Below are 23,929 nucleotides of genomic sequence, written 5' to 3' on the forward strand. Positions count from 1 at the left end.
ACGGCCCCACGGAAGCGCTCAATGGCAGGCTCGAACACCTCCGCGGCTCCGCCCTCGGCTTCCGGAACCTTGCCAACTACATCGCCCGATCACTCCTCGAGACCGGCGGATTCAGACCCCGGCTACACCCTCAAATGCGATGAGCCGGTTTCCAGAACGCCGAAATGACGACGATCATTGCTGCTCCGATGACCACGACTGGGCGGCTGGTGGGCTCCAAGAGTTTGTTGGTTGTGATAGGAAGGATCAGCCAGTAGGAACAGAACGCGAGCACTGCGACTCCGCCGATGCCGATCATGGATGCGCTGCCGTGCTTGCTTTGCGCGATCCTGCTTGTAGTCGCCTTGATTCGCTCAAGTTCGCTGGCGATGAGGACCCCTATCGCAAACATCGGCATGTAGAAGATAGCCGGATTACCTGCAAACGCGCCGGCCGTTATCACCGCCATGATCGCAGCAAGCTTCACCCAGAACCCTGACCGCCATTGGACGGCGGCCAGGACGAAAACCGGTAGCAGCAGGGAAAACCAAACTTCCCAACGCAGGGACCAAAGGACACCGAGAACCGAAGATATACCGAAAATTAGCGTGGCATCTTTCATGAATCCAGTAACAGTCAGAGCTGCGGTTTGAGACGCCGCCCACTCACTGATTCCGGGAAAGCCGTGTTGTGGCACGATAGCGAAGATAGTCATGGCTATAAGCACGGCGGCAATCACCGGGACGTAGAGCCGAACGAGACGTTTCGGATAATACGAAATCCATCGAAACTTTGTAGCTCTCAACACGGGCAGGGTCAGGACGATGCCACTGAGAATGAAGAAAATGTAGACAGCTTCCGGCCCTCCCAGAGGGCATGGAGGGGCGTGTGGATGAAAAGCCATGGAACGATGGGATCCAGGGGGACTGCTGAGCCGGTCGCATATGGCTCTCGCATCACCGAGGAAATGGACAGGGCATGGTGCACCAGAACTATCGCGGCAGCGAGACCCCGCAGCCCGTCTAAGGAAGCAATCCTTCGTATTGGTTCTAATCTGGATGGCACAGCCTCATTCTTCAAATTTCCCCCAAAAGGTCGCTCGCAAATCTGGAACTGTCCCAGTACCCGCTCAGTCTAATTGCAAGATCAAGAATCCCAACTTCAGGTGTGCAATCACCGCTGGACGCCAAGTCGTCACAATGGCTCGGCTTCGGGCTCATCGCATTTTGAGGGTGTAGCCGGGGTGGGCGCGTCGGTGGCCGGGTAGGTGTCGAGGTCTTCCGATGATGGAGGTTCCTACACTGCCCATCCGAAAGACCTCGACGTGGCCCACGCTACCTTCCTGCCTCCTGACCTGACCACGTTCTGCCGGCTTGATGAGCTTGGGCTCGAAGCTGCCGTGCAGCTTCTCGCCCCCTGGCCGGTCGCTGTTGGAATGCCGTACTGTAGATCCGGATGACTGGTGCCGTTCCTGTGGTGCTCGCGGCACCGTCACGCGGCCCCTCGCGCACGAACCATTGGGCTGGCGGCCCACGACGCTGCTGGTGAGGGTCCGCCGCTACAAGTGCATCAGGTGCGGTCGCCTGTGGCCGCAGGACATCTCCAAAGCCGCGCAGCCCCGGGCGCTGGAGGGCACCGTGTGCCAGCACCTCACCGTCGCCCGTGTCGCCGAAGGCTTGCGCGTGTCCTGGCATACCGCGAACAGCGCGATCCTTGCCGAGGGCAAGCGCGTGTTGATCGAGGACCCGGCCCGGTTCAACGGGGTGGCCGTGATCGGCGTCGATGAGCATGTCTCGCGGCACACCCGGCGCGGGGACAAGTACGTCACCGTGATTATCGACCTCACCCCGGTCCGCGACAGGACCGGCCCGGCACGGTTGCTGGACATGATCGAGGGCCGCTCGAAACAGGTCTTCAAAGCTTGGCTCGCCGGGAGGCCCAAGGCCTGGCGGGACGGGATCGAGGTCGTCGCGATGGACGGGTTCACCGGGTTCAAGACTGCAGCCGCCGAAGAGCTCCCGGACGCGGTCGAGGTCATGGACCCGTCTCGCGTCGTCTGGCTTGGGGGCGATGCCCTGGACAGGTGTCGTCGGCGCGTTCAGCAGCAGACCATTGGTCACCGTGGACCGTCCGGGGACCCGCTCTGCGCAGCCCGCCGGACCCTGCACACCGGGCACGATCTGCTCACCGACAAGCAGAAGGACAGGTTGGAAGCCCTGTTCGTTGCCGGCAAACAGGCAGAAGTCGAAGTGGCCTTGGGTATGCACCGGCACGGCACCAGCAACGGGCCCACAAAACCACTCAATGGCCGGCTCGAGCATCTCCGCGGCTCCGCCCTCGGCTTTAGGAACCTTGCCAACTTCATTGCCCGATCACTCTTCGAGACCGGCGGATTCCGACGCCGGCCAATCCCTCAAATGCGATGACCCGGCTTTCAATCGTCACGGACAGCCTCCCCCCGAATCGGGGGCGGCACGCGGGGAGACTGGCGTCATCAATTCCTCATAGCTGCTACCAAGGGCTTATTGCCTGCATGAGAAGTTCCGTGACATCGCCGTAGTCGCCACCCGATGGACTCATATAAGGCTCGTGGTCCAGTTCCGGGGTTGGATGCTTAGCGGGCAGCCTGCCCCGCACTCTGAGCACCGAAAATCACTCGACGAAAGACACTTAGATGCGCCGCAGTTAGTGCGAGGACACGCCGGCGGTGACCGCGAAGCAGCGGCCAGCCACGTCAATGTGCAGGGCTTCGGGAGCAAACCTCAATAGGCTGAGTGCTCGCGTCAGGAATGTGGCTGTGCAGTGACCATGAGGCCAGCCTACGATTTCAGTTCGACCTGGATAAGATTCACAGCCGCGCTGAACTTAGTGAGCCTTGCGTTACCGCGTATCCAGATCCTCGAACACCAGAAACGTCTGCGTGTCCTGCACACCTGGCATCGACTGCAGTTGATCGAAAATGACCCTGCGCAGGTGAATATTGTCGGTGGCGCGGACGAGTAGGATGACGTCGAAATCGCCACCCACCAGCGCAATGTGCTGCACCTCCGGAATGAGCCGAAGCTCTTCACGGAGCTCGCGCCAGGAATGCTGTTGCACCTTGAGCGTGACGTAGGCCGATGACTTCAAGCCGGCCTTGATGGGGTCCACCAGCGCAGTGAACTTGGTGAGCACCCCTTCGCCCGTCAGCCGAGAGATTCTCGAGTACGCGTGCGCCCGGCTGATGTGGACGTTTTCCGCCACCTGGGTCACCGACATCCGGCCGTCCCGCGTCAGCTCGGCAATGATGTCCCTGTCCACTTTGTCAAGAGGAACCTCTGCCTGATCCGCTTCGACTTCGGCCATTGCATCTCCAATTCGTCCACAGCGTGGGTCCGTTATCCAGCTCACATTTGCAATCTGTCTTCCAGACTAGAGGTTTCTGGCAAGCTTTTCCATGATTCTGGCCAGAGCTGGATACGAAACTTCTCCAGGGAACATACTGGTGACAAATAGTGGATACAGAAGGACGGACCAATGACGATCTCCGCGGACCATGAGGCCCAGGGTCTGGCTGACGCTCGGCCGGACGACACTGACGCAAACAACCAAGCTTCCGAAGTGCGGCGCAAGTTCGGGATCAGCGTGGAAGACTACATGCTGCCTGCCCGCCACCAGATCCAGATGATTGATCCCTCTGGCGTGCTCAAGCCCGAAGCTGAACAGGGTACTGAGCCCGGCCACGAATATCCCATCCCCGGCGATGCCGAACTCATGGCTGCTTACGAGCAGCTCGTTGTCGGGCGCCGCGTCAATGACCAGAACTCCGCCCTCGTCCGGCAGGGCCGCATGGCCGTTTACCCCTCCAGCCACGGCCAGGAAGCTTGCCAGGTAGCGGCCGCGCTGTGCCTGCGCGAAGGCGACTGGCTGTTCCCCACTTACCGCGACGCCGTAGCAGTCATGTCCCGGGGCGTCGACCCGGTAGAGACCATGACCATCTTCCGCGGCGACTGGCACGGCGGCTACGACCCCACCAAGCACAAGGTCGGTATCCAGTGCACGCCGCTGACCACCCAGCTGCTCCATGGCGTCGGAGTTGCCCATGCGGCCAAACTCCGCGGCGAAGACACCGTGGTGCTGGCCATGTGCGGCGACGGTGCCACGAGCGAAGGGGACTTCCACGAAGCCCTCAACTTCGCGGCTGTCTTCCACCTGCCAGTCATCTTCTTCGTACAGAACAACAAATACGCCATCTCGGTACCCCTGAGCCAACAGTCCGTGGCGCCGTCGCTGGCGCACAAGGCCGTCGGCTACGGCATGGCCGGCGAACGCGTTGATGGCAACGATCTGGTCGCTTTGCTCGCCGTGCTGGACCGCGCCGTGAAATTGGCCCGCGAAGGCTCCGGCCCGCTCCTCATCGAGGCCCACACTTACCGCATGCAGGCCCACACCAACGCCGACGACGCCACTCGCTACCGTGAGGACAGCGAAGTGGCCGAATGGACCGCCAAGGACCCCATCAGCCGCATGACGTCTTATCTCACGGGCCGTGGACTCCTCGACGACGACGGTTCCACACGAATCGCCGCAAAGGCTGAAGCCGTTGCGTCGCAGCTTCGCGAAGGCCTGGGTGAGGACGTCCCGGTAGATCCGCAGAATCTCTTCCGTTACGTCTTCTCCACACCCACGCCGCAACTGAAGGAGCAGTCCGCCCTGCTCGCCGACGAACTCGCCCGTGAGGCATCCAACCAGAAGGAGGCAGGCAAATGAGCCCCGCCGTTACCACATCCTCTGAGGCCACCGAGCGCGCCGCAACCGGTGACGTCAGCTCCGCCACCGCCAGTGCGGCAGCCAGCGCAGCAGCAGTCGCTGAAGCCTCCGGTCCGCAGACCATCACCATGGCCAAGGCGCTCAACACCGCGATGGCGGACGCCATGGAGGCCGATTCTTCCGTTCTGGTATTCGGCGAAGACGTTGGCCGCCTGGGTGGCGTCTTCCGGATCACCGACGGCCTCATGGCCAAATTCGGAGAGCAGCGGTGCTTCGACACCCCGTTGGCCGAGTCCGGCATCGTGGGCATGGCCGTCGGCATGGCGATGAATGGAATGCGTCCCGTGATTGAGATGCAGTTCGACGCCTTCGCTTACCCGGCCTTCGAACAGATCGTCAGCCACGTCGCCAAGATGCACAACCGGACCAAGGGTGCCGTCAAGCTGCCCATGGTCATCCGCGTCCCGTATGCCGGCGGGATCGGCGGCGTAGAGCACCACTGCGACTCGTCCGAGTCCTACTACGCCCACACCGCAGGCCTAAAGGTCTTCACGCCGGCGACCGTAGCGGACGGCTACCGCATGCTCCGCGAGGCCATCGATTCCGACGATCCCGTCATGTTCATGGAACCCAAGAAGCTCTACTGGTCAAAAGACCAAGTGGACCTGGGCGCCCTGCGGGCCGAGCACGCTACGAACGCTGCGACAGGATCCAGCAGCGAGGGGCGCGCCGCCGTCGCGCGCCCCGGCACCGACGCAACGCTCATCGCCTACGGCCCCTCGGTCCCGACCGCCCTAGCCGCCGCGGCCGCGGCCGCTGAAGAGGGTCGCAGCCTTGAGGTGATTGATGTCCGTTCGATCGTGCCCTTCGATGACGAGACCGTCTGCGCGTCAGTGCGCAAGACGGGGCGAGCGGTCGTCATTGCCGAGGCTCACGGATTCGCCTCCGTATCCTCCGAAATCGTGGCCCGGGTGCAGGAGCGCTGCTTCCATTACCTGGCCGCGCCCATCCGCCGCGTGACCGGCTTCGACGTCCCATACCCGGCTCCGAAGCTGGAGCACTACTACTTGCCAAGCGTTGACCGCATCCTCGACGCCGTTGACGACCTTCAATGGGAGAACTGACCATGAGCGCAGAAATGCAAGTGTTCCTGCTTCCGGACCTGGGCGAGGGCCTCACCGAGGCCGAACTCGTCAACTGGCTTGTTGCCGTGGGCGACGAGATCCGCGTGGACCAGCCGATCGCCGAGGTTGAGACCGCCAAGTCCATGGTGGAGGTGCCCTCGCCGTACGCGGGCATCGTCGCAGTGCTGCACGGCGAAGCCGGCCAGACACTCGACGTCGGGAAGCCGCTGATCTCAGTGGCCCCTGTTGGTGCTCCAGCTACTGCTGAGCCCGAGCCTTTGGAAGAAGAGGTCTCCGAGGCACCCGCGGTCGCCGCAGCTGCCGAGACCTACCGGACCGAAGAGAAAGCCGGATCCGGGAACGTCCTCATTGGCTACGGCACATCCGGCGGCGGCGAAGCTCGCCGCACCCGGCCGCGGAAGGTGTCTGCTGGTTCTGCCGTTGCTGTGACCTCGGAGCCCGACTTTGCCGAACTCTCCTTGTCCCGTACTCGGATTCCAGGGAAGCTCTCTGCCGTGATTTCCCCCTTGGTGCGGAAGATGGCCCGGGACCATGGGGTCTCGCTGGACGCCGTGCCTGGTTCGGGGGAGAGCGGGCTCATCCTTCGTCGCGATATTGAGGCCGCCATCGGAGGAGCCACACTCGAGACCGCCCCCGTTGAAGTGCCCGCCGTTGTCCAGCCTTCCACCGGAGTCCAGGATGCTCGTACAGGCTTGACCGTGGCTTCGCGCACTCCCGTCCGCGGAATACGGAAGGCTGTTGCGGCCAACATGACCCGCAGCCGGTCCGAGATCCCAGAGGCAACGGTCTGGGTAGACGTTGACGCCACCGCGCTGCTTGAGATGCGTGCAGAACTCAAGAAGCGCGATCCGCACGGCGCTCCCGGGCTGCTCGCGTTCATCGCTCGTTTTGTCACAAGCGGTCTGAAGAAATTCCCCGAGCTGAACACCCGGTTTGTCACAGCCGAGGATACGGCCGGCGGTGAAATGCAGGAAATCATCGCATTCGACGGCATCAACCTTGGCTTCGCCGCACAGACGGACCGCGGGCTCGTGGTTCCCTCAGTCCGCAATGCCCACCGGTTGAGCGCGCGCGAACTCGATGCCGAAATCCGCCGGCTGACCGCGGTTGCACGTGACGGCAAGGCAACACCGACCGAGTTGGCAAGCGGCACCTTCACCCTGAACAACTACGGTGTCTTCGGCGTCGACGGCTCCGCAGCGATCATCAACTACCCCGAGGTAGCGATGCTTGGCGTGGGCCGCATCATCGACAAGCCTTGGGTGGTGGATGGGCAACTTGCTGTCCGCAAAGTCACCGAGCTGACACTGGCGTTCGATCACCGGGTTTGTGATGGCGAAACGGCTGCCGGGTTCCTACGGTATGTTGCGGATGCGATCGAGAACCCTGGGACGGTACTGGCGGATTTGTAGGCCGATTCTCGTTGAGATGGTCTCAAACGCGACATCAAACGAAGCACAGAACAAGTACTCACCACTCTTAAGAAGCCTCTGGGAACGCCTCTAGCCTGACGTCATGAACAATGGGGGATACCCTTCGGGCTGGCGACGTAAGCGGCATCGGAGAACACGTCGGGATCTGTTCGTCTATCTGGGGCTCGCGGCGCTTTTCGCGCTCGCGGTCGTAGTGTCTACTATCGCGCTCACTCATTGACCTCGCGCCAGCCAAAAGGTAGCCTTCAACGGCTTAGCTGTGCGGGTGCTTCTAGAGACGCCGCGGTGTAACCAGCACTCTGGGTTCGCGCGGCAACCCTGGCGTAGCGGTTGACTTTTGCGCGACGCCTCGTTTCGCGTAATCGCCCGCAGTTGGGATGATGAACGATATGCAAACAGAGGCTCGCGCGGAGGGCACACTCGAACGGGGCACTGCGATAGCAGCTGTTGGACCGGGTTTTGTGTTGCGTCCCCAGCCGCGGCGCTGGATAGTCGGGCCCTTAGTCTGCGCCCTCGTCGTCCTGGCATTCGGATTGATGGTGAGGGAGTGGCCACAGTTCACGGCAACTGAGTATCGAGTGGATCATTTTCTTGCCCAGCGCCGTAGCGGTTTCCTCGACTGGCTCGCCTTGCTACTGAACGACCTCTTCGGCATCGCCTCCGGAACTTGGCTAGCGACGGGTGCGGGCTTGTTTTTGTTGGCCAGCCGGAAGGTCATGAGCGCCTTTGCCCTGGCGGCGAGTCTTCTTGCCGGTTGTGGGAGTTGCTGGGTGATGAAGCTGCTGGTTGCTCGACACAGCCCCACCACTGAGCCTCTTTGGATCAGTTACCCCAGTGGGCATGTCGCATTCGTGGCTTCGTTAGGGGTCGCGGCTTACTGGCTCTCCAACGAGACTCGGTGGCGCGGCCTCGTCTTGCTTGGAGGCGTGCTGATGGTTGCCGTAGTCGGTTGGTCGCGGCTCTATCTCGGGGTGCACTATCCGACAGATGTGCTCTCTGCTTCCGTATTGACTCTGGCGGCTACGGGTTTCGCGGCTGGCATGTGGAATAAGTACCTGCCGAAGCTGCTGCACCTGGTTCCGTGGCTCCGGCAGAGCCTTTAGTCGGATCGCATCGCTCCCGCCCAACTCCGGGGCAGCGTTCCCTCCAAAGTTCCAGCGCGGATGCCGCAGCGAGCCGGCTCATGCAAGCCTCACCCGGAGGACGACGTTGTCGCCATCCTCGCTGAGTGTTACTTCCTTCGACAGGGCCTGAAGCGTCGTCATCCCGAGGCTGGGGTGGATCTGGCGTCGGAGCCGGCCAGGGGAACTGATGGATATGTGAATAGCTCCGCTCCCCACCGCTCGTGCTGGGTGCGGCTCTTGGACAGACATTGTGACGCGGACATGATTTCGTTCGCCGTGGCGGATGGCGTTGGTGAAGCCTTCTGAGAGGACCTCGATGACTGCCTCGGCCCTGGCGGGATCCTCGTCGCATAGGGCCCACACTCCAGGGTCAATGTCGCATGCCAGCTCCAGCACGCGGCCCCAGGTACTCAGCAGGTCCTCGATACTCGATGCTGCGCTCCCTGTCCGCCCGGGCGGCTCCTCCAAGATCTCACTCTCCGCCGCAGCCACTGCACTCGTCAGGATATCCCTGACATGTTGCGGGGCCAGATCCTCGGCTGGGCGGTTCCCTCCGTGGGCAGTCAAGGCAAGGGCACTGGAGACCAGGTTTCCCTGGAGGCCGGTGTGCAGGATCCTGGCGACCCTACGGCGGGTGTGGAGCAGCTTTTGGTGCGCGCGGCCGGCAAGCTTGAGTTGCTCGTTGAGCGAGCGTGCCAGCCTGACTTCGTGCCGCCGTCGTTGGCGCTCGGCAGCTCGAAGAACCGCCACAGTGAGCGCAGTCAGCGGATAGGCCCAGATGGCGGCCCAATAGAAATACGGGACGTAGCCGAACGCCTCCTGCAGTAGGCAAGCCATCGACGCGCCAATTGCGGCCGTGCCCGCGTAGCAGAGGGCCATGGCGGAAATTCGCCATAGGGGACTGGCGATCCTCCGTACCGTACGGGCCGTCGCGGCGTTCCCCACGAGCAGGACGGCTCCGCCTGCAACCCATTGAACCAGCAGGAAGAGAACGTCGTATTCCGTCAGCAGACGCACTGAGATGAGTGATTCGAAGAGCAGCACAGACAATGCGAGCGGCGCAGCACGGATCAAATCCGTGAGTCGCTCCGTGCGTTCTGCACGGGAAGGCGGCCGCGGAGGGGCTGTCTCAGGCGGCAAAGGTGTGCGGTCGTGGAAGAGCTGGTGGCTCATCGGGCGGACGACGTCATCGGAGATCGTCCGCAGTAGGCGTGAGGCCTCGGCTCTGTCGAGGGCTGTCACCATCCGGGCAGAGAGGACTGTGTCAAGACGCTCGGACAGTTCGGTGACATAGTCGGAACGGATCGAGCGCAGACGGTTCTCATCGAATCCGAGCTGCGCCTCAATCGCAGACTGAGCAGCGCGGAGCCGGCGTTCGAGTACGGCGTGCCCGCGGATGGAGTCCGTCAGCATCGCGATCGCCGAGAGGAAGACCAGGGCCGCCCCGATGTTGATGAGGACGCGGGCCCAGAGATCTTCGCTGAGGTCCGCGATATTCAGGGCCTGCGCGGACCAGGCTACGAGGAGCGGGCGGCAGGCGCCCAGGAACGCGAAGGTGCCGAACGCCGTCGTGATTCTGCCCTTGAGGCCCGGCCGTGCCGTGATCAAGGGGCGAAGTAGTATCCCCAAAAGACCAAGGATGACGTGCACCAGAAACACGATCGCCGTGCCGGAACTTTCCGCAGCCGGCGTGATCGATACCGTCCCGGCGAGCGTGATCGATCCGGCGAACATGTTCATGACCGTCAGCGCCAAGGGCAAGGTCAGAAGCCACGACCAGAGGCTCAAGGCGTTGCTGCCGCCGATACCCCGCGCCCAGAGCTCAGGGGAGCGGCCGCTCATTGATCGCTATCGGCAGGGGCCGGCAATCCAAACGTGCGCACGTACAGCGTTGCCGCGGCAACCCGCGGATTGACGCCCGGATTGCGGTTCAGGCCAAGGGCCTCGAACGTGCGCGAAACGGCCTTCTCCACGGAGCGCATGCTGCTTCCCCGTTGTTTGGCGATTTCGGCGTTCGACCAGCCCTCCGCGATCATGCGCAGGATATCCAGCTGTACGCGGGTCAGGGCGCCGATCTTCGCTTCGTCCGATGCCACAGGGGGAGTCACGGTGACGGGAAGCTCCACGAGGGCCGAGTTGACCGCACTGATGAGGGCGTCCACCGAGTCAAGGGACGACTTGTTGACGAAGGTTGATCCCGGCGGCAACTCTGAAAAGGGAGCTTCCGACGGATAGTTGGTGAGGAAAACGATGGCGCACCCGGGGGAGAGCGATTTCACGACGTGCGCTAGTTCGACGCCGTTGGGCCGCATTCCCAGATCGATGTCAGTCACAAGAACATCGGGATCGACGGCGGCGAACATCGACAGCGCCTCGGACGCCGACGCGCAGTCATGCACTTCGAAGTCCGCGCCCCTCAAGGCATCAGCGACCAGCCCCCGCATGAATGGCTGATCTTCGACAACCAGCACCCGCCGAACCCACCCCATAGCCCCCATGGTTGAAGGCTATCCGAGCGCACCCTTCGATCGACCGGCATTGCCAGTTGTTACGGCTCAAGATGGATTACGACGGCGGCGCGCTCGGTACTCTACGCGACGCCGCCTGCCGGAGTGCTCGCCTCAGTGGCGGAGGGCAATCGTGACAACGAAAATCGTGGCGGCAGCCAACACCCCTAATCCAACATAGGACAGCTTCCGCTGAATCCTTCTCCGACGCTCGCGTCGTTGATCCCTGGCCAGATATCCCGTGCTGTAGTTCCCCATGTCGGGAGGATATCGCTGCTCTATGTCCGGTTGTGACCTGGGGTTCGGGTATTGCGACCGGATTCGAAAAGGTTCGGGTAGTAGTTAAGCACCCCTGTTTTTTCCACCCTGAAAAGACCAGTATCCGGCACTCGCACGCCACGCTGGGCGCCGGTCGTACGCTGGCCGTGGTTGTTGCCCCCTCTGGGGTATGCGGGGCAAGACACGGAGCAGATAGCGAAATCCGGCAATCTATAGGGGGTAGACGTGAATGCGACAATCGCCGCATTCGGATTTTTGAGACCGTAGTCGTAGACACCTTGGTCATCCGCAACAATTTGATGATCTTTTTCTCATTTCGGCCGTCGACGCCGTTTTGTTCGACTAGTTTCTCACTCATCCGTTAGCGCCCCCACGAGGGATCCATGATCGGTGCGAAAGAGAACCAGCAGCAGATGCAGCTCTGCTTGACGCGATCCCTCGGACGCATCGCCAGGGCCTGGAACCCGGGCGCATGCCGGAATCCAGTACGCGCAGCTTGGCCCCCAAATCGAGATGTCCACGTGGCGCACCGCTGCCCTGACGAACCTCTCTCCTCCACGAAAGAACCAAACTTCTTTCGCCCGAACGCCCCCCGACGATCTCCCCCTGAACCGGAAATCGTCATCCCCGCGCAACGGAGCGGAAGCCACACCCCAAAGCCAATGACGACATCTTGCCCTAGAGAGGGGAATGCGATGATGCAGCATTCAACCGGAACCGAAGACTGGACGGGCGGCACCGCCTCCGCGTCAGCGGAGAGCCTCCGATGACGCACCACGAGAGCGTCGTCGCGGCGGCACAGGCGACTTTTGGCCGGGACGCCGCGATGTTCGAGAGTTTGCTCGGCTTCGTGGCGCAACTGAGCGTGGTGCTGTGGAGCCTCGTGGTCCTTACCGCAGTTTTCCGCTTCGTTTGCATCCGGATCTATCGGCGCGGCTCCTCCCGCACGGCTCCCGCGGAGACCGTGGCGTCAAGCGCCGCCGTTCCGGCCATTACCGTTCCGACCACTACCGCTCCGATCATCACCATGACGGAAACAACGGTTCCGACCACCACAGCCGTGATGGACCTGGTCCAGCCGACCGCCGTCGCCCCGTCCTTGAATGTGCAGCTCCGCGCGACTCGCGGCCGGCGCGCCGAGCACCGGCAAGCCGCGCACGCGCAGGCATTTGCCTCCAACTCCACCGAGTCATGAGCATGGACATCGCGCTCATGATCTTCTGGCTGTTCGCCAGCGTCAGCATCCTCTACGTCTTGCACTTCGGCTTGTACCTGGTGGGCGCCAACTTCTACGACGTCTGGCAGCAGAGACGGAAGGGGATGCGGGGTGTCCGGCTCCCGGTCGGGTACGCGGCGGAGTGCGCGGCGACGGCCACCTGGACCCGCCGTGCCCTCCCCGAGGTGCCCGGGCTGGTCTCCATCGCCATCGCCGCCCACAACGAGGAGCCGGTGATCGTCCGGACGCTCGACTCCATCCGGCGCAGCACGTATCGCTCCTTCGAGGTCCTCGTCGCGGACGACGCGTCCGCCGACCTCACCGGTCGGCTTGTCCGCGACTACCAGGTGCGGCACCCCGAGATGGACTTGCGCATCGTCCGGATGCGCAAAAACGTGGGCAAGGGCGCGGCGCTCAACTCGGCGATTAGCCGCCACGCGCGCGGCCAGTTCGTGATGACGCTCGACGCCGATTCGATCATCGAGCCGGACGCCATCTCGAACGCGCTGTCCTACTTCGACGACCCGTACGTGGCCGGCGTCGCCGCCAACGTACAGATCCTGGAGGAGACGACGGTGCTCGGCCTCCTGCAGCGGTTCGAGCACATGATTGGTTACCGCTCGAAGAAGCTCTACTCGCTGCTGAACTGCGAGTTCGTGGTGGGCGGGGTGGCCTCCACCTATCGGATGCGTGTGCTGCGCAAGGTCGGTTTTTACGACACGGATACCCAGACCGAGGATATCGGCCTGAGCGCGAAGATCACCAGCCTGGGCAACCGGCGCTTCCGCATGATCTATGCCAGCGACGTGGTCGCGAAGACGGAGGGCGTGCTCACGCTCCGGGCACTGGTGAGGCAACGCTACCGCTGGAAGTACGGAAGCATCCAAAACCTCATCAAATACCGCCACATGGTGCTCAACCCGAGCCGCCGGTACACCAGCACGTTGACCTGCTACCGGATGCCGATGGCGCTGCTCAGCGAGTTCACGCTGCTCGTCTCGCCCCTGGCCCTGACGTACGCGGTCTACTGGTCGCTCGTCACGCGGACTCCTGGCCTGGTGCTCGGCGCGTACGCGACCATCACCGCCTATACGCTCCTGACGATCTGGATGGATGAGAACCTGACCGAGCGTGAACGCGCCCGGCTGTCCATGTACGCGCCGACTGCGTACTTCCTCTTCTACGTCATGGACCTGGTGCAGCTGACGGCTGCTTTTCGCTGCATCGCGAGCTCGCGCGGCCTGTTCCGGCGTCCCGAGACCAACACATGGAAGTCTCCGCAGCGGGCCGGCAGCGTGGTGGTGGTAGCTCATGCCGCATAAGCGCCGGCGGGTTTCCCGCGTGCTGCTGAATCCGCTCGTGGTCACCTCGGTGGTGGTCGTCATGCTCGCCGCCGGGTGGCTGCTGTACACCGGTGGGACGGGCAGCATCGCCCAGCCGCGGCCCGGCGCCAACTTGCTTCCCACGCTCGATCGGACTGCGGCCGGAGCTCTCTCGGCAGCGTCCGGCACGTCGGGAGCCGCCGGCTCCACGGGCGGCTGGAACGCCAGCCATAGCGGGGATGCCGGGACGTCTCTGGAGTTGGTGGACGGGCAGGTCAGCAGCAACCAGGCACTGAAGCTCGACATCACCCACTACGCCTCGGGCGATGTGACTCTGACGAGCCCGCGGGCGGATGTCAAACCCGGCAAGACCTACCTGTTCAAGGCGTTCGCCGCCAGTGACGCGGACTTCACGTTGCTCGCGCGCCAGTACCACGCCGACGGCAGCACGACTCTGGAGCAGTTACGGAACCCTCTCCAGAAGCCCGGCAATTCCCCGTTCACGGTGAGCGACGCGTTCACCAGCGGAAACACGACGACCGCAGTGGAGTACGTCTTCCGGCTGGCCTCGACGGGAACCCTCCGGGTCGAGGGCGCATACCTCGAGGAGGCGGACGACGTCCGGCTACAGCCGGGCGCGACGACGGTCCCCAACCTCGTCCCCAACCCGGGGCTCGCCGGTCCCCAGCCGGGCGCACCCGACTCATGGTCCCCGTACGCCTCCGGAGCCTTGGCCGCGGAGTCCGGGCGCGGAGCAGACAAGAACGGCAGCTTCCTCTGGACCCGTATCGCGAATTACCAGAGCGGCGAGGCGAAATGGCAGTACCCGCCGGTTCCTGTGACCACCGACCAGTCCTTCGAGTTCGGTGCGAGCTACCAGTCCGAGCGCGAAGTGGACGTCGTGGCCGAGTTCGAGCTCGCGGACGGCGGGCGCTTGTTCCACAACCTTGCGACCGTGCCCCCGGCGGGGGAATGGACGAACATAGGCGAGGCATTCCAGGTCCCTGGCGGTGCGAAGTCGGCAATGGTAACCCTGGTGTCCCACGGGAACGGCACGACGCGTGTCCGCGACTATTCACTCACCGACGTCACCAAGCCCGGCCCCCTCCGCTGGGCCCAGCCCATGGTCTCGATTACGTTCGACGACGGCTGGCAGTCGGTATATGACCGTGCCCTGCCTTTGTTGAACAAGCACCACTTCACGTCCACCCAGTACGTCAATGCCAGCACCATCGAGACGCCGAACTTCATGACGGCCGCCGAGGTTCAGCAGATGCACGAGGCCGGACATGAGATCGCCGCACACAGCTACGAACACGTCGATCTCACCTCGATCGGCGTCGACAAGCTGGACGAAGAGTTGCGCAAGAGTAAAGAGGCGCTGGCGGCTGCCGGCCTCAGTACCGCCGACCTGGCGCTCCCATACGGACGGCACGACCCGCAGGTTGACTGGTACGCGAACAAGTACTTCGACAGCGTGCGGGGGACGGACGATGGGATCAACACCCGGCAGAACCTCGAACCGCAAGACCTGAAGGTCTTCTACGTGACCGACGAGACCACCCCGAATCAGCTGGCGGAAGCGCTCGCCGAGACGTCCCGGGTGAACGGCTGGCTCATCCTCGTCTACCACCAGATCGCGGCCCCCGGATCGACGGTCACCGGGGGAGACACCATCGCGGGGGACCGGAGCACCATCACTAGCGCCGCCCTCGCCGCCCAGCTGCAGCTCGTCGACGAAAGCGGCATCAAAGTCCAACCGGTAGCGCAGGCGTTCGAGCAATTGCAGGGCCCATGACAACCGTTCGACGGTGTAACCCGGCACCGCCAGCCACCAGAAAAGAAATGAGAAACTCATGACCAGAACCAGATCCAGCTTGGCGCGGGGGCGCACCGGGCTCGCCACGATCGCGGTGGCAGCGGGGGCCATGGTTGCCGCGCTGCTGTCCCCTACGGCAGCGTACGCCGCCGTGATCAACCCCGCCGCAACTCCGCTGGTGTCCTTCACCTTCGACGATGGCCAGCAGAGCGCGCTGACGCAGGCTGCTCCCACGCTGCAGAAATACGGGCTCACGGGCACCAGCTACATCATCACCAACTGCGTCGGCATGACTACGGTGCCGAACACCTGCCGCGCCAACACTGATGTCCCGTACCTGACGTGGCCCCAGGTCACCCAGCTGCAGAACACTTACGGTTGGGAGATCGGCTCGCACACCGTCGATCATCAGTGCCTCGTGAGCGTCGGAGGCGATTGCCAGAACAACAAGCTGACGGCCGCTCAGGTGGATGCGGAGCTGGCCAACAGCAAGGCCGCGCTGGCGGCGAACGGCTTCAACGCGACCGCTTTCGCCCCGCCATACGGCGACTACGACATGTCGGCGCTCGCCCAGATCGCCAAGTACTACACCTCGATGCGCGGCTTCGCCGACACCGGGAACAACATCTGGCCGCTCGGTGACCTTCTCCTCCGGGACACCCCGGCCCAGGAGGTCACCACCCCTGTCGCTACTCTGAAGGCAAAGGTCGACGAGGCGATCGCCAACAAGACGTGGGCGGTGTTCACGTTCCACGACATCAGGCCGGCGCCGAGCCAGGTCCCCGACGATTACGAGTACGGCACCGCGGAGCTGGATCAGCTGGCAGCTTACGTGCAGACCAAGGTGGCGGCCGGCCAGATCAAGAACGTCAACATCAGCAATGGCCTCGTTACCGGCAGCCCCAACAAGCTCGCGAATCCGACGTTCAACAACGGAATCGGCGACGGATGGCGTACCGACGCCCCGACGACGATCACGGCCGACGCCGCGAACAACGGGAGCTTCCCCGACTCCGCCAAGTCGGTAAAGCTGGTTTCGGGCGCCACGACGGGCCACCTGTTTTCGCCGACAGTTCCCGTGTCGCCGGCGACGAACTACATGTTCAAGGCCTTCCTCAACGTGGCCGCAATCACAAGCGGTGAGGTCGGGTTCTACGTCGACGAGTACAACTCGGCCGGGCAGTGGATCTCCGGACAATACCGCAAGCGTGAGAATTCGCATTGGGTGGAGTCGATGAACTTCACCTACATGCCGAGCTCGAGCAGCGTGGCCTCGGCGAGCCTGCAGATCTGGGTGGTCGGCACCGGCATCACGGCCTACGTGGACAACGTGCAGATGCTGGCGCTCGGCGCGGAGACCCTCCCGCCGCCGCCGTCCAACCTCGTCGCCAACGGCACGTTCGACGCCGGCATCAGCTCGGGCTGGACCACCGACTCGGCAGCCACCATCGTGGCCGACGCCGCGAACCACGGGAGCCCGGCCAACCCGGTGAACTCGGTCAAGCTGACGGCCACCACGGCGAACAAGCACCTGTTCTCCCCGCAGATCGCGGTAACGGCCGGCACTTACGCTATCGCCAGCTACCTCAACGTCACGGCGCGAACCAGCGGTGAGGTGGGTTTCTACATCGACGAATACAACGCCGCCGGGCAATGGATCTCCGGGCAGTACAAACTTGGGGTAACGGCCGCCGGCGTGAGCAACGTCAATCTGACATACTCGCCCAGCACCACTGCGGTCGCCAAGGCGAGCCTGCAGGTCATCGTCCAAGGGAACTCGGGAATACAGGCGTACTTCGACGACGTCCGTTGGTGGCGGCCCTGATGGCCGGACGCCCGCGCCTACTGATCGTGCAGGCGTCCGCCCTCCTGCTCGCCCTCGCAGGCTGCTCCTCGAACGCCCCGCCGCCCGCACCCGACGTGGTGGTCGACCTGATCCATCAGGACTGGCAGAACACGCAGGGAGTGACGGTCCACGGCGACGGGCTTCAGGTCGCGACGACCGCGCGGAGCATCGTCAAGAAGGACGGCGGGGGAGGCCAGCCGAACCCGCCGCTCAACTTGGCCGGCACACACCTGGTGGTCGGCAGCGACTTCACACTGAGCGCGACCTTCGCCGATGTGACTGCGGACGCGTCCTTGGCGCTGTACGACCGGCCCCCGGTCATCGCGGATGAGTTCCGCCTTGAGCCGGCGGGCCTGCGGCTCACCCTCCAGGGCGCCAACCTGGAGATCGCCGTGTTCGACGGCGTGCAGAAGAGCGACGTGACGCAGCCAGTCCCTGTGCACGACGAGCATGTAACGGTGAGCGACCCGAGAGCTATGCTCACGGTGCACCGGTCCGGCGACACGCTGAAGATCGCCAGCGGCCCGGACACGCTCTCCTCGCTGCCCCTCGGGAAGGTGTTCTCGTCCGGGAAGCTTTGGCTCGGGTTGTCGAGTAACTCCGGAGCCTTCGACGTCACCTCCCTCAAGGCGGCGGCGCCGCAGGGCGCGGGCTTGAGCACGTCAGGGGCCGCGGTCATCGACGTCCAGCCGTCGGCCGATGGCCTTCAGAAACTGGCCGCCAGGACCCGTCCGGACTTCCGGGTCGGCACCGCCGTCGCGCTCGGCCCTCTGACCGGCGACCAGGACTACGCGCGGGAAGTGGCGTCCAACTTCGGCTCCGTCACGCCGGAGAACGCCATGAAGCCGCAGTCCCTCTCCCCGAAGCAGGGCGTCTACACCTTCGAAGAGGCGGACGCGATCATCGCCATCGCGAAGAGCAAGGGAATGGTTGTGCACGGCCACACGATCGCATTCAGCGAGGCCATGCCGCGCTGGATGCAGGACCTGCCCAGCGGCACGGACGCGGAACGCCAGTCCAGCGGCACCGCGCTGCTCGACTACGTCCGCACGGTGGTGACTCACTTCGAGGGAAAGCTCGATTCGCTGGACGTCGTCAACGAGCCGTTCGACGTCGACCAAGGGATCAGCTTCCAGCAGAACATCTGGTACCGCGTCTTCGGGCCCGGCTACCCGGCGGTCGTCTCCAAGGCCGTTCACGACGCCGATCCGGACGTCAAACAGTTCATCAACGAGAACGGGGCCGACGTGCCGGGGCCCCGCCAGGACGCCCTGCTCAAGCTCGCGCTCGACACCAACGCCCTGGGGGGCCACATCTACGGCGTTGGACTCCAGGCCCACGTCTACGACCTCAAGACCGACGCCATTCCGCAGGAAGAACTGACCAAGACCCTTGCCACCTTCGACGCGGCCGGTCTCCATGTGCGCATCTCGGAGAACGACGTCACCGACGGTCAGGGGACGGGCGCCCAGGCAGAGCAGTACGCCACGGTGCTGGCGACCTGCCTGCGCTCGGCTGCCTGCGTCTCCTACACGACGTGGGGTGTGGACGACCGCTACGACTGGTTCATCGACAATGATGGCAAGCTGCAGCAGGGCCACGACCTCCTCTTCAACAATGGGCAGCCGACGCCCGCCTACGACGCAATGAGGCGTGCACTGGGCGGCTGACCACCTACTTCAGCCGTCCTTCCCATGGTTGTTGAGGAGGTCCGGGATCTGGTTTCGGAAGATGTGTACTGCGATGCCGAGAGCTACGAGTGATGCTCCGAGCGGGGCAAGCCCGAAGCGAACGACTGAACCGATGAAGCCCGTCAGCCATAGGCCGACGCCCCCGCCAGCCCCTCCCTGGAGAGAGAAAAGCAGCGAAAGTAAGTTTGTGGCCAACGTTTCGAAGATGACTCCGCCCGCGCAGATAATCACGCCGATAATGAGTAGTCGGTTTCTTACGTGGGCAAAAATATGTGGTGTTTGCAATTGAAGGTTCTATTCATAGCGCAGGATTCCATTCCGTGGGTTCTAGACCGCAAGCGGAAGTGTTAATTGTCGAAACGGCGAAGGGTGGGCCGCGCAATCCGAGCCGCCCACCCTTCTAAACAGTCTCCTTCATTCGACCCTTAGCTAATTTTCACGGCAGGGAGAGGATCGGGAACCGATGTTCCAACAGATAGTGACGTGAGCAGAATTACAATGTTCATCACCAGAGCGGCCAGACTGACTAAGAGCGCTATGCGGTACGCGTGCTGACCGGTGCCGCGCTGACCGGCAATAGCCCACACCAACGCAAGCACGGACAGCGCAGTCCCCAGAAGCGGGTGCAGGACTGCCAAGACGCCCCCAATGACCCCGACAATTACGCACAGTCGGGAAAACAGGATGCCGCTTTCGGTGCCGTTTACGTTCGCGGTCATTGTGAAACTCCTGTCCTAATAGATCTCACTAGAGTTCAGGAATGTGGCTCCCGGTAAGCGTGCACCGAGCGATCGAGTTCGGCCGCACATGCACGAGCGGCCTTCTTCCTCCGGTGAAGAACTACTTCATTGATCACGTAGGAAACCAGGACCACAGATGGCAAGAGGATTTGAATATAGGTGCCCCCGCGACCCACAGCTTGCAGAAATCTTACGACATTATCGCTTTTGTTGGAAGGGATTTTCGAGCAACCTCATCTTACTTGAGTTCTTAATTTGGCATTTTAAAAGGAGGATTATCGTAATCGACTGTGGCAAGTTTTCTCGATCTACGCCTCGCTGGTCACTCGCAGTTCCCCGGAAGGACACGGGCTGCGAAGCCTTCCGGGGGCCCGCGCGGGGGACTAGGATGCCGGAATGAAAGTTACGTTGCTCCGTGGGGAGGGCGAGGGCGGCCCCGATTGCCCGCATCAATTCGTTGGTCGCTGTGATGATTGCCAGCATGCTGACCGAAATTCGAGCGGTGAATCCGGTGGCCATGAGCCCGTAGGCCCCAGCGAATAATCGGCGTGGAGCCTCCGAACCACCTACTGCAGCTTGAACAAATTGTGCGTCGCCGGACCCTCCAACAACTTGCCCGCGGGCGAGAAGCGCGAGCCGTGCAGAGGGCAGTCCCAGGACTTCTCGGCGTCGTTCCAGTGCAGGATTCCGCCCAAGTGCGCGCATTCTGCGGACACCCTGCACACCACGCCATCCACCTTGCAGATAGCCGCAGGCTTCCCGTGGAAAAGTCCCGTGACGCCCGTGCCCTCTGCGGGGTCGGTTTCCTCGGTGATGGCCGGCTTCCCCTTCAGGGCTGCCTTGTCCCGGAAGTTCTGCTGCTGTGTCTCTACATTCAACGAAATCGTCGACGCTGCACCGCGGGGACCGGTGACCCGGTGGTGGATGGTGTGGGCCCAGTCAAGCTTTTCGCCACGGATATCGGCGGTGATATCAAGCGCCGCCGCAACACCATTTGTCATGCCCCACTTGTTGTAGCCCGTGCCAAAGAAGATCTTCCCGTGCCCCCGGGGGAACCTGCCGAAGAACGGCATGAGATTGCCGGCCTGGTAGTCCTGGGCGGCCCACGTGTGCGTCACCTCGGCACCCGGATAGTGCTGTTGGGCCCAGCCGAGCAGCTCATTCACGTGCACCTGCGTGGACGGCGCCCGGCCGCCAGCGTGCCCGAACCCGCCCACCAGAAGCAACGACCCGCCGTCGGGCATTGGATAGTCCCTCAAGGAGCGGGTTGGCGGCTCGGCGGAAAGGTACATTCCCGGAGGCGGGCTGACCCCGGCCGGCAGCCGCAGCGCGGCGGCGTACGAGCGGTTCGGCCGCAGCTTCGCGAAGTAAAGCCCGCGGTTCAGGATGGGTGTCCCGGTGGCGAGCACCACGTAACGGGCGCGGACCTCGCCCTTCCTGGTGACCACCGTCAGGGGATCGCCGTTGCGGACGTTCATGACGCGGATACCCTCAACGATGTTGCCGCCGGCCGCCCGAACATCGGTGGCGAGCGCATCCAAGACGTCCATCGGGTTGAACTGCGCCTGCTTCGCAAGACGCAAGGCGTCGTCGACGTCGAACGGCAGCCCCGTCTCCCGGGTGGACTTGACGTTGAGTCCCGCAGCCCGGGCCACAAAGGCTTCCGCGCGGAGCCGATCCGCGCCGGCCGGGGTGGTGGCGAAGGTGTAGGCATCCCGATACTGGAAAGGCACACTCCGCTCCTCGAGATAGGTGAGCAACCACTTCTGGCCCGCCCTGTTCGCATCAACGTAGGCACGGACCACGTCCACGGGATACTGGTTTCGCAGCGCGGACAAGGCTGTGCCCTGCAACAGGCTCAACTTGGCCGTGGTGTTTCCGGTGTTGACCGCCCCGATATGTCGGGCCTCGAGGACCAGTACGCTGCTCCCGGTCCGTGCCAGCATGAGCGCCGTCGCCATGCCCGTGATTCCCGCGCCGACCACGACGACGTCGTAACTGTTCCCGGGCGTGAATTCATCGGGGCTCGCGGCTGCGGAAGCCTCGCGCGCGTCTAGCCACAAAGAAGTCATAGCGGTCCCACGTCCCTTCAGCCGGGCGCGGTCCACACCGGAAGTAGCGCGGTGGCGGCCCGGTAGTGCCAGAGAAGCAGAAGGCCACCAGAGATGCAATAGGGGAGCGCCGACGTCGCGGGTTGCTCAGTGCCGAGTTCACGCAAAAAGGGTCCGACAGGCCCGGTCTGTCTTGTGGGGGTGGGAGTAGCATTGCTTTCACCATGAGTTCGCCAGATGCCTCCGAAGCACCCGGTTCGTCTTCCATGCCAACCGGACAAACGACCACCCGTGATGACGCGGTGGATCGGATCTTGGACGCCGGCTACGAACTGTTCTCGCGACGCGGGATCGGTGCCGTGGGGGTCGATCAGCTCATGGAGCGTTCGGGAGTGGCCAAGGCCACCTTTTACCGCTATTTTCCGTCCAAGGATGATCTAGTTCTTGCCTTCCTCGCGCTTCGTGAACAGTTCTCGACCGTCGACTTGATCATCTCCGATGCCAAGAGCCGGGGAAACACCGCCGACGAGCAGTTGCTTGCCATGTTCGACGTATTCGGCGACTGGTTCGAGCGCGAGGATTTTGAGGCGTGCTCGTTCATCAACGTCCTGCTTGAAATGGGGCGTGAACATCCGCTGGGGAAAACGAGCATCGGTTACCTCGCCAGGATCAGGGGACACATCCAGGAGTTGGCCGAAGAAGCCGGGCTGGAGCGCACCGACGAGTTCGCACGCTCCTGGCACATCCTGATGAAGGGCTCCATCATCTCGGCCACAGAGGGAGACGTCCTCGCGTCGAAGCGCGCCCAGCAGATGGCCGCGTGGCTGATAGAACAACATCGAGGCCCGGACGCGCTGTAACTGCCTGAGGCGCCCGTTCGTCAGCTCCGCGTGGTCCGGCCGCGACCGCCCGGGGAGGCAAGATGCCGGGCACGGCCGCCCCACTTGACCCATTCTCTGGGCTGGACCGATGGCCGCCCAAGGTGATAGCCCTGTCCGAGGGTTACGCCCAGGCCAGCAAGAGTGGCGAGTTCGTCCTTGGTTTCGATGCGTTGCGCAGTCAAGGCCGCCCCGATCTCCCGCGCGAACGCGACCTCCGCCTCGACGAGTTCCTGCCGGAGGGAATCCAGTTCGAGGCCTGCAGTCAGATTCCGCTCCAGCTTGATCATCTCCGGCTTGAGCCGAAGAATATGGCTGGCCCCGGCGAAGAAGGAACCGGTGTTTTCAATGGACAAGCGCACGCCGGCATTGCGCAGCGGAGCCAGCGCCGCATCGAGCGACGCAGTCTGTTCCTGAGGGAACCTCCCGGAGACTTCAAGGATCACCCGCGCAGGCGCCACCGGAGTTTGCGCGAAAAGCCCAGGAAGGCGCGGATCCAAGCAGACCTCGTCGGAAAGTTTCAACGCCACGAAAAGTTGGGGCGGCAGCTTCAGCGCGGCCTCGAGCCCGGACTCCAACGCCGCGAATTCAAGATCCGTTCGGAGCCCCGAGTCCTCGGCCTCTGCGAACCAGTAATCGGCAGGGTCCCCGCTATCGCTGACGAAGCGGGTCAAAGCCTCGGCGCCGACGACGGTGGACGTGGTCAGGTCGAAAACGGGCTGGAAGGCGGTCATCAGCATCCGGTCCCTGAGGACCGCCTCAAGGCGTGCACTGCTGGGGTGCTGGCTGCTTGGGTGCTGTACGTCCGGGTCGCCTTGCGGGGCCGGGGCGTCCGGTTCGCCCTGCGAGGTCGGCTGTCGCGAGCGGAGCGAAGACAAGTGTTCCAGCAGCGCTTCTTCCGGACGCCCGGGGTGGGCAGCGATGTGTTGGCGAAGTTGTTCGCGCACCGCATCCGTTGCCTGCGAAGAGTCCGACAAGACTTCCTCGATGATTTCCAGGACCTGCAGGCGTAGCCCGCGAAGCTGCTCTAGGGGCAGCTCCATAGTCTCCGGACTGGCCCGCATCCCGGCGTCGGTCAAAGGCGGTTTCCGCGTCGACATGAAATCATTCCTTTGCGTTTAGCTCCGGCTGAGTCCGGGACCTGCAAGCT

General features: G+C 63.3%; 19 protein-coding genes and 1 pseudogene. 12 read left to right on the forward strand and 8 right to left on the reverse strand.

Features of this window, described 5'->3' with window-relative positions:
• Nucleotides 1–143 (forward strand): transposase (locus AB4074_RS11915; protein ID WP_441413636.1); only part of this gene is annotated, 143 nt, incomplete at its 5' end.
• Here the strand turns inward: AB4074_RS11915 and AB4074_RS11920 are convergent.
• On the reverse strand, nucleotides 131–883 hold the full coding sequence (locus AB4074_RS11920) for an acyltransferase family protein (protein WP_441413553.1): 753 nt from the start codon (nucleotides 881–883) through the stop codon (nucleotides 131–133). The genes AB4074_RS11915 and AB4074_RS11920 overlap by 13 nt on opposite strands.
• 420 nt (nucleotides 884–1,303) lie before the next feature.
• Between AB4074_RS11920 and AB4074_RS11925 the strand changes: the two are divergent.
• Nucleotides 1,304–2,405 (forward strand): annotated as a pseudogene (locus AB4074_RS11925) (ISL3 family transposase).
• Nucleotides 2,406–2,859: 454 nt separating this feature from the next.
• On the opposite strand, the gene AB4074_RS11930 reads toward AB4074_RS11925, so the two are convergent.
• Nucleotides 2,860–3,324, reverse strand: a complete 465-nt coding sequence (locus AB4074_RS11930) for an Lrp/AsnC family transcriptional regulator (protein WP_441413554.1) — start codon at nucleotides 3,322–3,324, stop codon at nucleotides 2,860–2,862.
• A 171-nt stretch (nucleotides 3,325–3,495) separates the two neighbouring features.
• On the opposite strand from AB4074_RS11930, the gene AB4074_RS11935 reads away from it, so the two are divergent.
• The 4 genes from AB4074_RS11935 (at nucleotide 3,496) to AB4074_RS11950 (ending at nucleotide 8,409) form a co-directional block, all read left to right on the forward strand.
• On the forward strand, nucleotides 3,496–4,728 hold the full coding sequence (locus AB4074_RS11935; RefSeq protein ID WP_441413555.1) for a thiamine pyrophosphate-dependent dehydrogenase E1 component subunit alpha: 1,233 nt from the start codon (nucleotides 3,496–3,498) through the stop codon (nucleotides 4,726–4,728).
• Nucleotides 4,725–5,852, forward strand: coding sequence for an alpha-ketoacid dehydrogenase subunit beta (locus AB4074_RS11940; RefSeq protein WP_441413556.1), 1,128 nt, complete (start codon nucleotides 4,725–4,727; stop codon nucleotides 5,850–5,852). The genes AB4074_RS11935 and AB4074_RS11940 overlap by 4 nt, the downstream gene beginning before the upstream one ends.
• A gap of 2 nt (nucleotides 5,853–5,854) precedes the next feature.
• A complete protein-coding gene (locus AB4074_RS11945; protein WP_441413557.1) occupies nucleotides 5,855–7,285 on the forward strand; it encodes a dihydrolipoamide acetyltransferase family protein in 1,431 nt (476 codons plus the stop codon).
• A gap of 599 nt (nucleotides 7,286–7,884) precedes the next feature.
• Entirely contained in the window at nucleotides 7,885–8,409 is a 525-nt protein-coding gene (locus AB4074_RS11950; protein ID WP_441413558.1) for a phosphatase PAP2 family protein, read from the forward strand.
• Between the two features lie 78 nt (nucleotides 8,410–8,487).
• Here the strand turns inward: AB4074_RS11950 and AB4074_RS11955 are convergent, their stop codons facing one another.
• The gene (locus AB4074_RS11955; protein WP_441413559.1) at nucleotides 8,488–10,272 is read right to left on the reverse strand and encodes a hypothetical protein; all 1,785 of its coding nucleotides are present in this window, start codon (nucleotides 10,270–10,272) and stop codon (nucleotides 8,488–8,490) included.
• Nucleotides 10,269–10,928 carry a response regulator gene (locus AB4074_RS11960; protein ID WP_441413560.1) on the reverse strand — a complete coding sequence of 220 codons (660 nt, stop codon included), beginning with the start codon at nucleotides 10,926–10,928 and terminating at the stop codon, nucleotides 10,269–10,271. The genes AB4074_RS11955 and AB4074_RS11960 overlap by 4 nt, the downstream gene beginning before the upstream one ends.
• Before the next feature lie 1,054 nt (nucleotides 10,929–11,982).
• Here AB4074_RS11960 and AB4074_RS11965 point away from each other — a divergent pair.
• Genes AB4074_RS11965 through AB4074_RS11985 form a run of 5 tightly spaced genes read left to right on the forward strand, consistent with a single transcriptional unit; the run spans nucleotide 11,983 to nucleotide 19,089 of the window.
• The gene (locus tag AB4074_RS11965; RefSeq protein ID WP_441413561.1) at nucleotides 11,983–12,411 is read left to right on the forward strand and encodes a hypothetical protein; all 429 of its coding nucleotides are present in this window, start codon (nucleotides 11,983–11,985) and stop codon (nucleotides 12,409–12,411) included.
• A 2-nt stretch (nucleotides 12,412–12,413) separates the two neighbouring features.
• Nucleotides 12,414–13,754, forward strand: coding sequence for a glycosyltransferase family 2 protein (locus tag AB4074_RS11970; RefSeq protein ID WP_441413562.1), 1,341 nt, complete (start codon nucleotides 12,414–12,416; stop codon nucleotides 13,752–13,754).
• Nucleotides 13,744–15,552: a polysaccharide deacetylase family protein gene (locus tag AB4074_RS11975; protein ID WP_441413563.1), complete on the forward strand. Its 1,809-nt coding sequence runs from the start codon at nucleotides 13,744–13,746 to the stop codon at nucleotides 15,550–15,552. Before AB4074_RS11970 ends, AB4074_RS11975 begins: the two co-directional genes overlap by 11 nt.
• Nucleotides 15,553–15,610: 58 nt before the next feature.
• Entirely contained in the window at nucleotides 15,611–17,398 is a 1,788-nt protein-coding gene (locus AB4074_RS11980) for a polysaccharide deacetylase family protein (protein ID WP_441413564.1), read from the forward strand.
• A complete protein-coding gene (locus AB4074_RS11985) occupies nucleotides 17,398–19,089 on the forward strand; it encodes an endo-1,4-beta-xylanase (protein ID WP_441413565.1) in 1,692 nt (563 codons plus the stop codon). The genes AB4074_RS11980 and AB4074_RS11985 overlap by 1 nt, the downstream gene beginning before the upstream one ends.
• 9 nt (nucleotides 19,090–19,098) lie before the next feature.
• On the opposite strand, the gene AB4074_RS11990 is transcribed toward AB4074_RS11985, so the two are convergent.
• The 3 genes from AB4074_RS11990 to AB4074_RS12000 form a co-directional block, all read right to left on the reverse strand.
• Nucleotides 19,099–19,305 (reverse strand): hypothetical protein, encoded by a 207-nt coding sequence (locus tag AB4074_RS11990; RefSeq protein ID WP_441413566.1) that lies wholly within the window; start codon nucleotides 19,303–19,305, stop codon nucleotides 19,099–19,101.
• Nucleotides 19,306–19,535: 230 nt separating this feature from the next.
• Nucleotides 19,536–19,829, reverse strand: coding sequence for a hypothetical protein (locus AB4074_RS11995; RefSeq protein ID WP_441413567.1), 294 nt, complete (start codon nucleotides 19,827–19,829; stop codon nucleotides 19,536–19,538).
• A 587-nt stretch (nucleotides 19,830–20,416) separates the two neighbouring features.
• Entirely contained in the window at nucleotides 20,417–21,922 is a 1,506-nt protein-coding gene (locus AB4074_RS12000; protein ID WP_441413568.1) for an FAD-dependent oxidoreductase, read from the reverse strand.
• A gap of 245 nt (nucleotides 21,923–22,167) precedes the next feature.
• Here AB4074_RS12000 and AB4074_RS12005 point away from each other — a divergent pair, with 245 nt between their 5' ends.
• Nucleotides 22,168–22,761, forward strand: coding sequence for a TetR/AcrR family transcriptional regulator (locus tag AB4074_RS12005; protein ID WP_441413637.1), 594 nt, complete (start codon nucleotides 22,168–22,170; stop codon nucleotides 22,759–22,761).
• Between the two features lie 20 nt (nucleotides 22,762–22,781).
• Here AB4074_RS12005 and AB4074_RS12010 read toward each other — a convergent pair whose 3' ends face one another.
• Complete coding sequence (locus AB4074_RS12010; RefSeq protein ID WP_441413569.1) at nucleotides 22,782–23,879, reverse strand: EAL domain-containing protein; 1,098 nt, start codon at nucleotides 23,877–23,879, stop codon at nucleotides 22,782–22,784.
• Nucleotides 23,880–23,929 lie beyond the last annotated feature (50 nt).

The organism is Arthrobacter sp. 2MCAF14, assembly GCF_052115645.1.
In the GTDB taxonomy this organism is placed as follows: Bacteria; Actinomycetota; Actinomycetes; order Actinomycetales; family Micrococcaceae; genus Arthrobacter.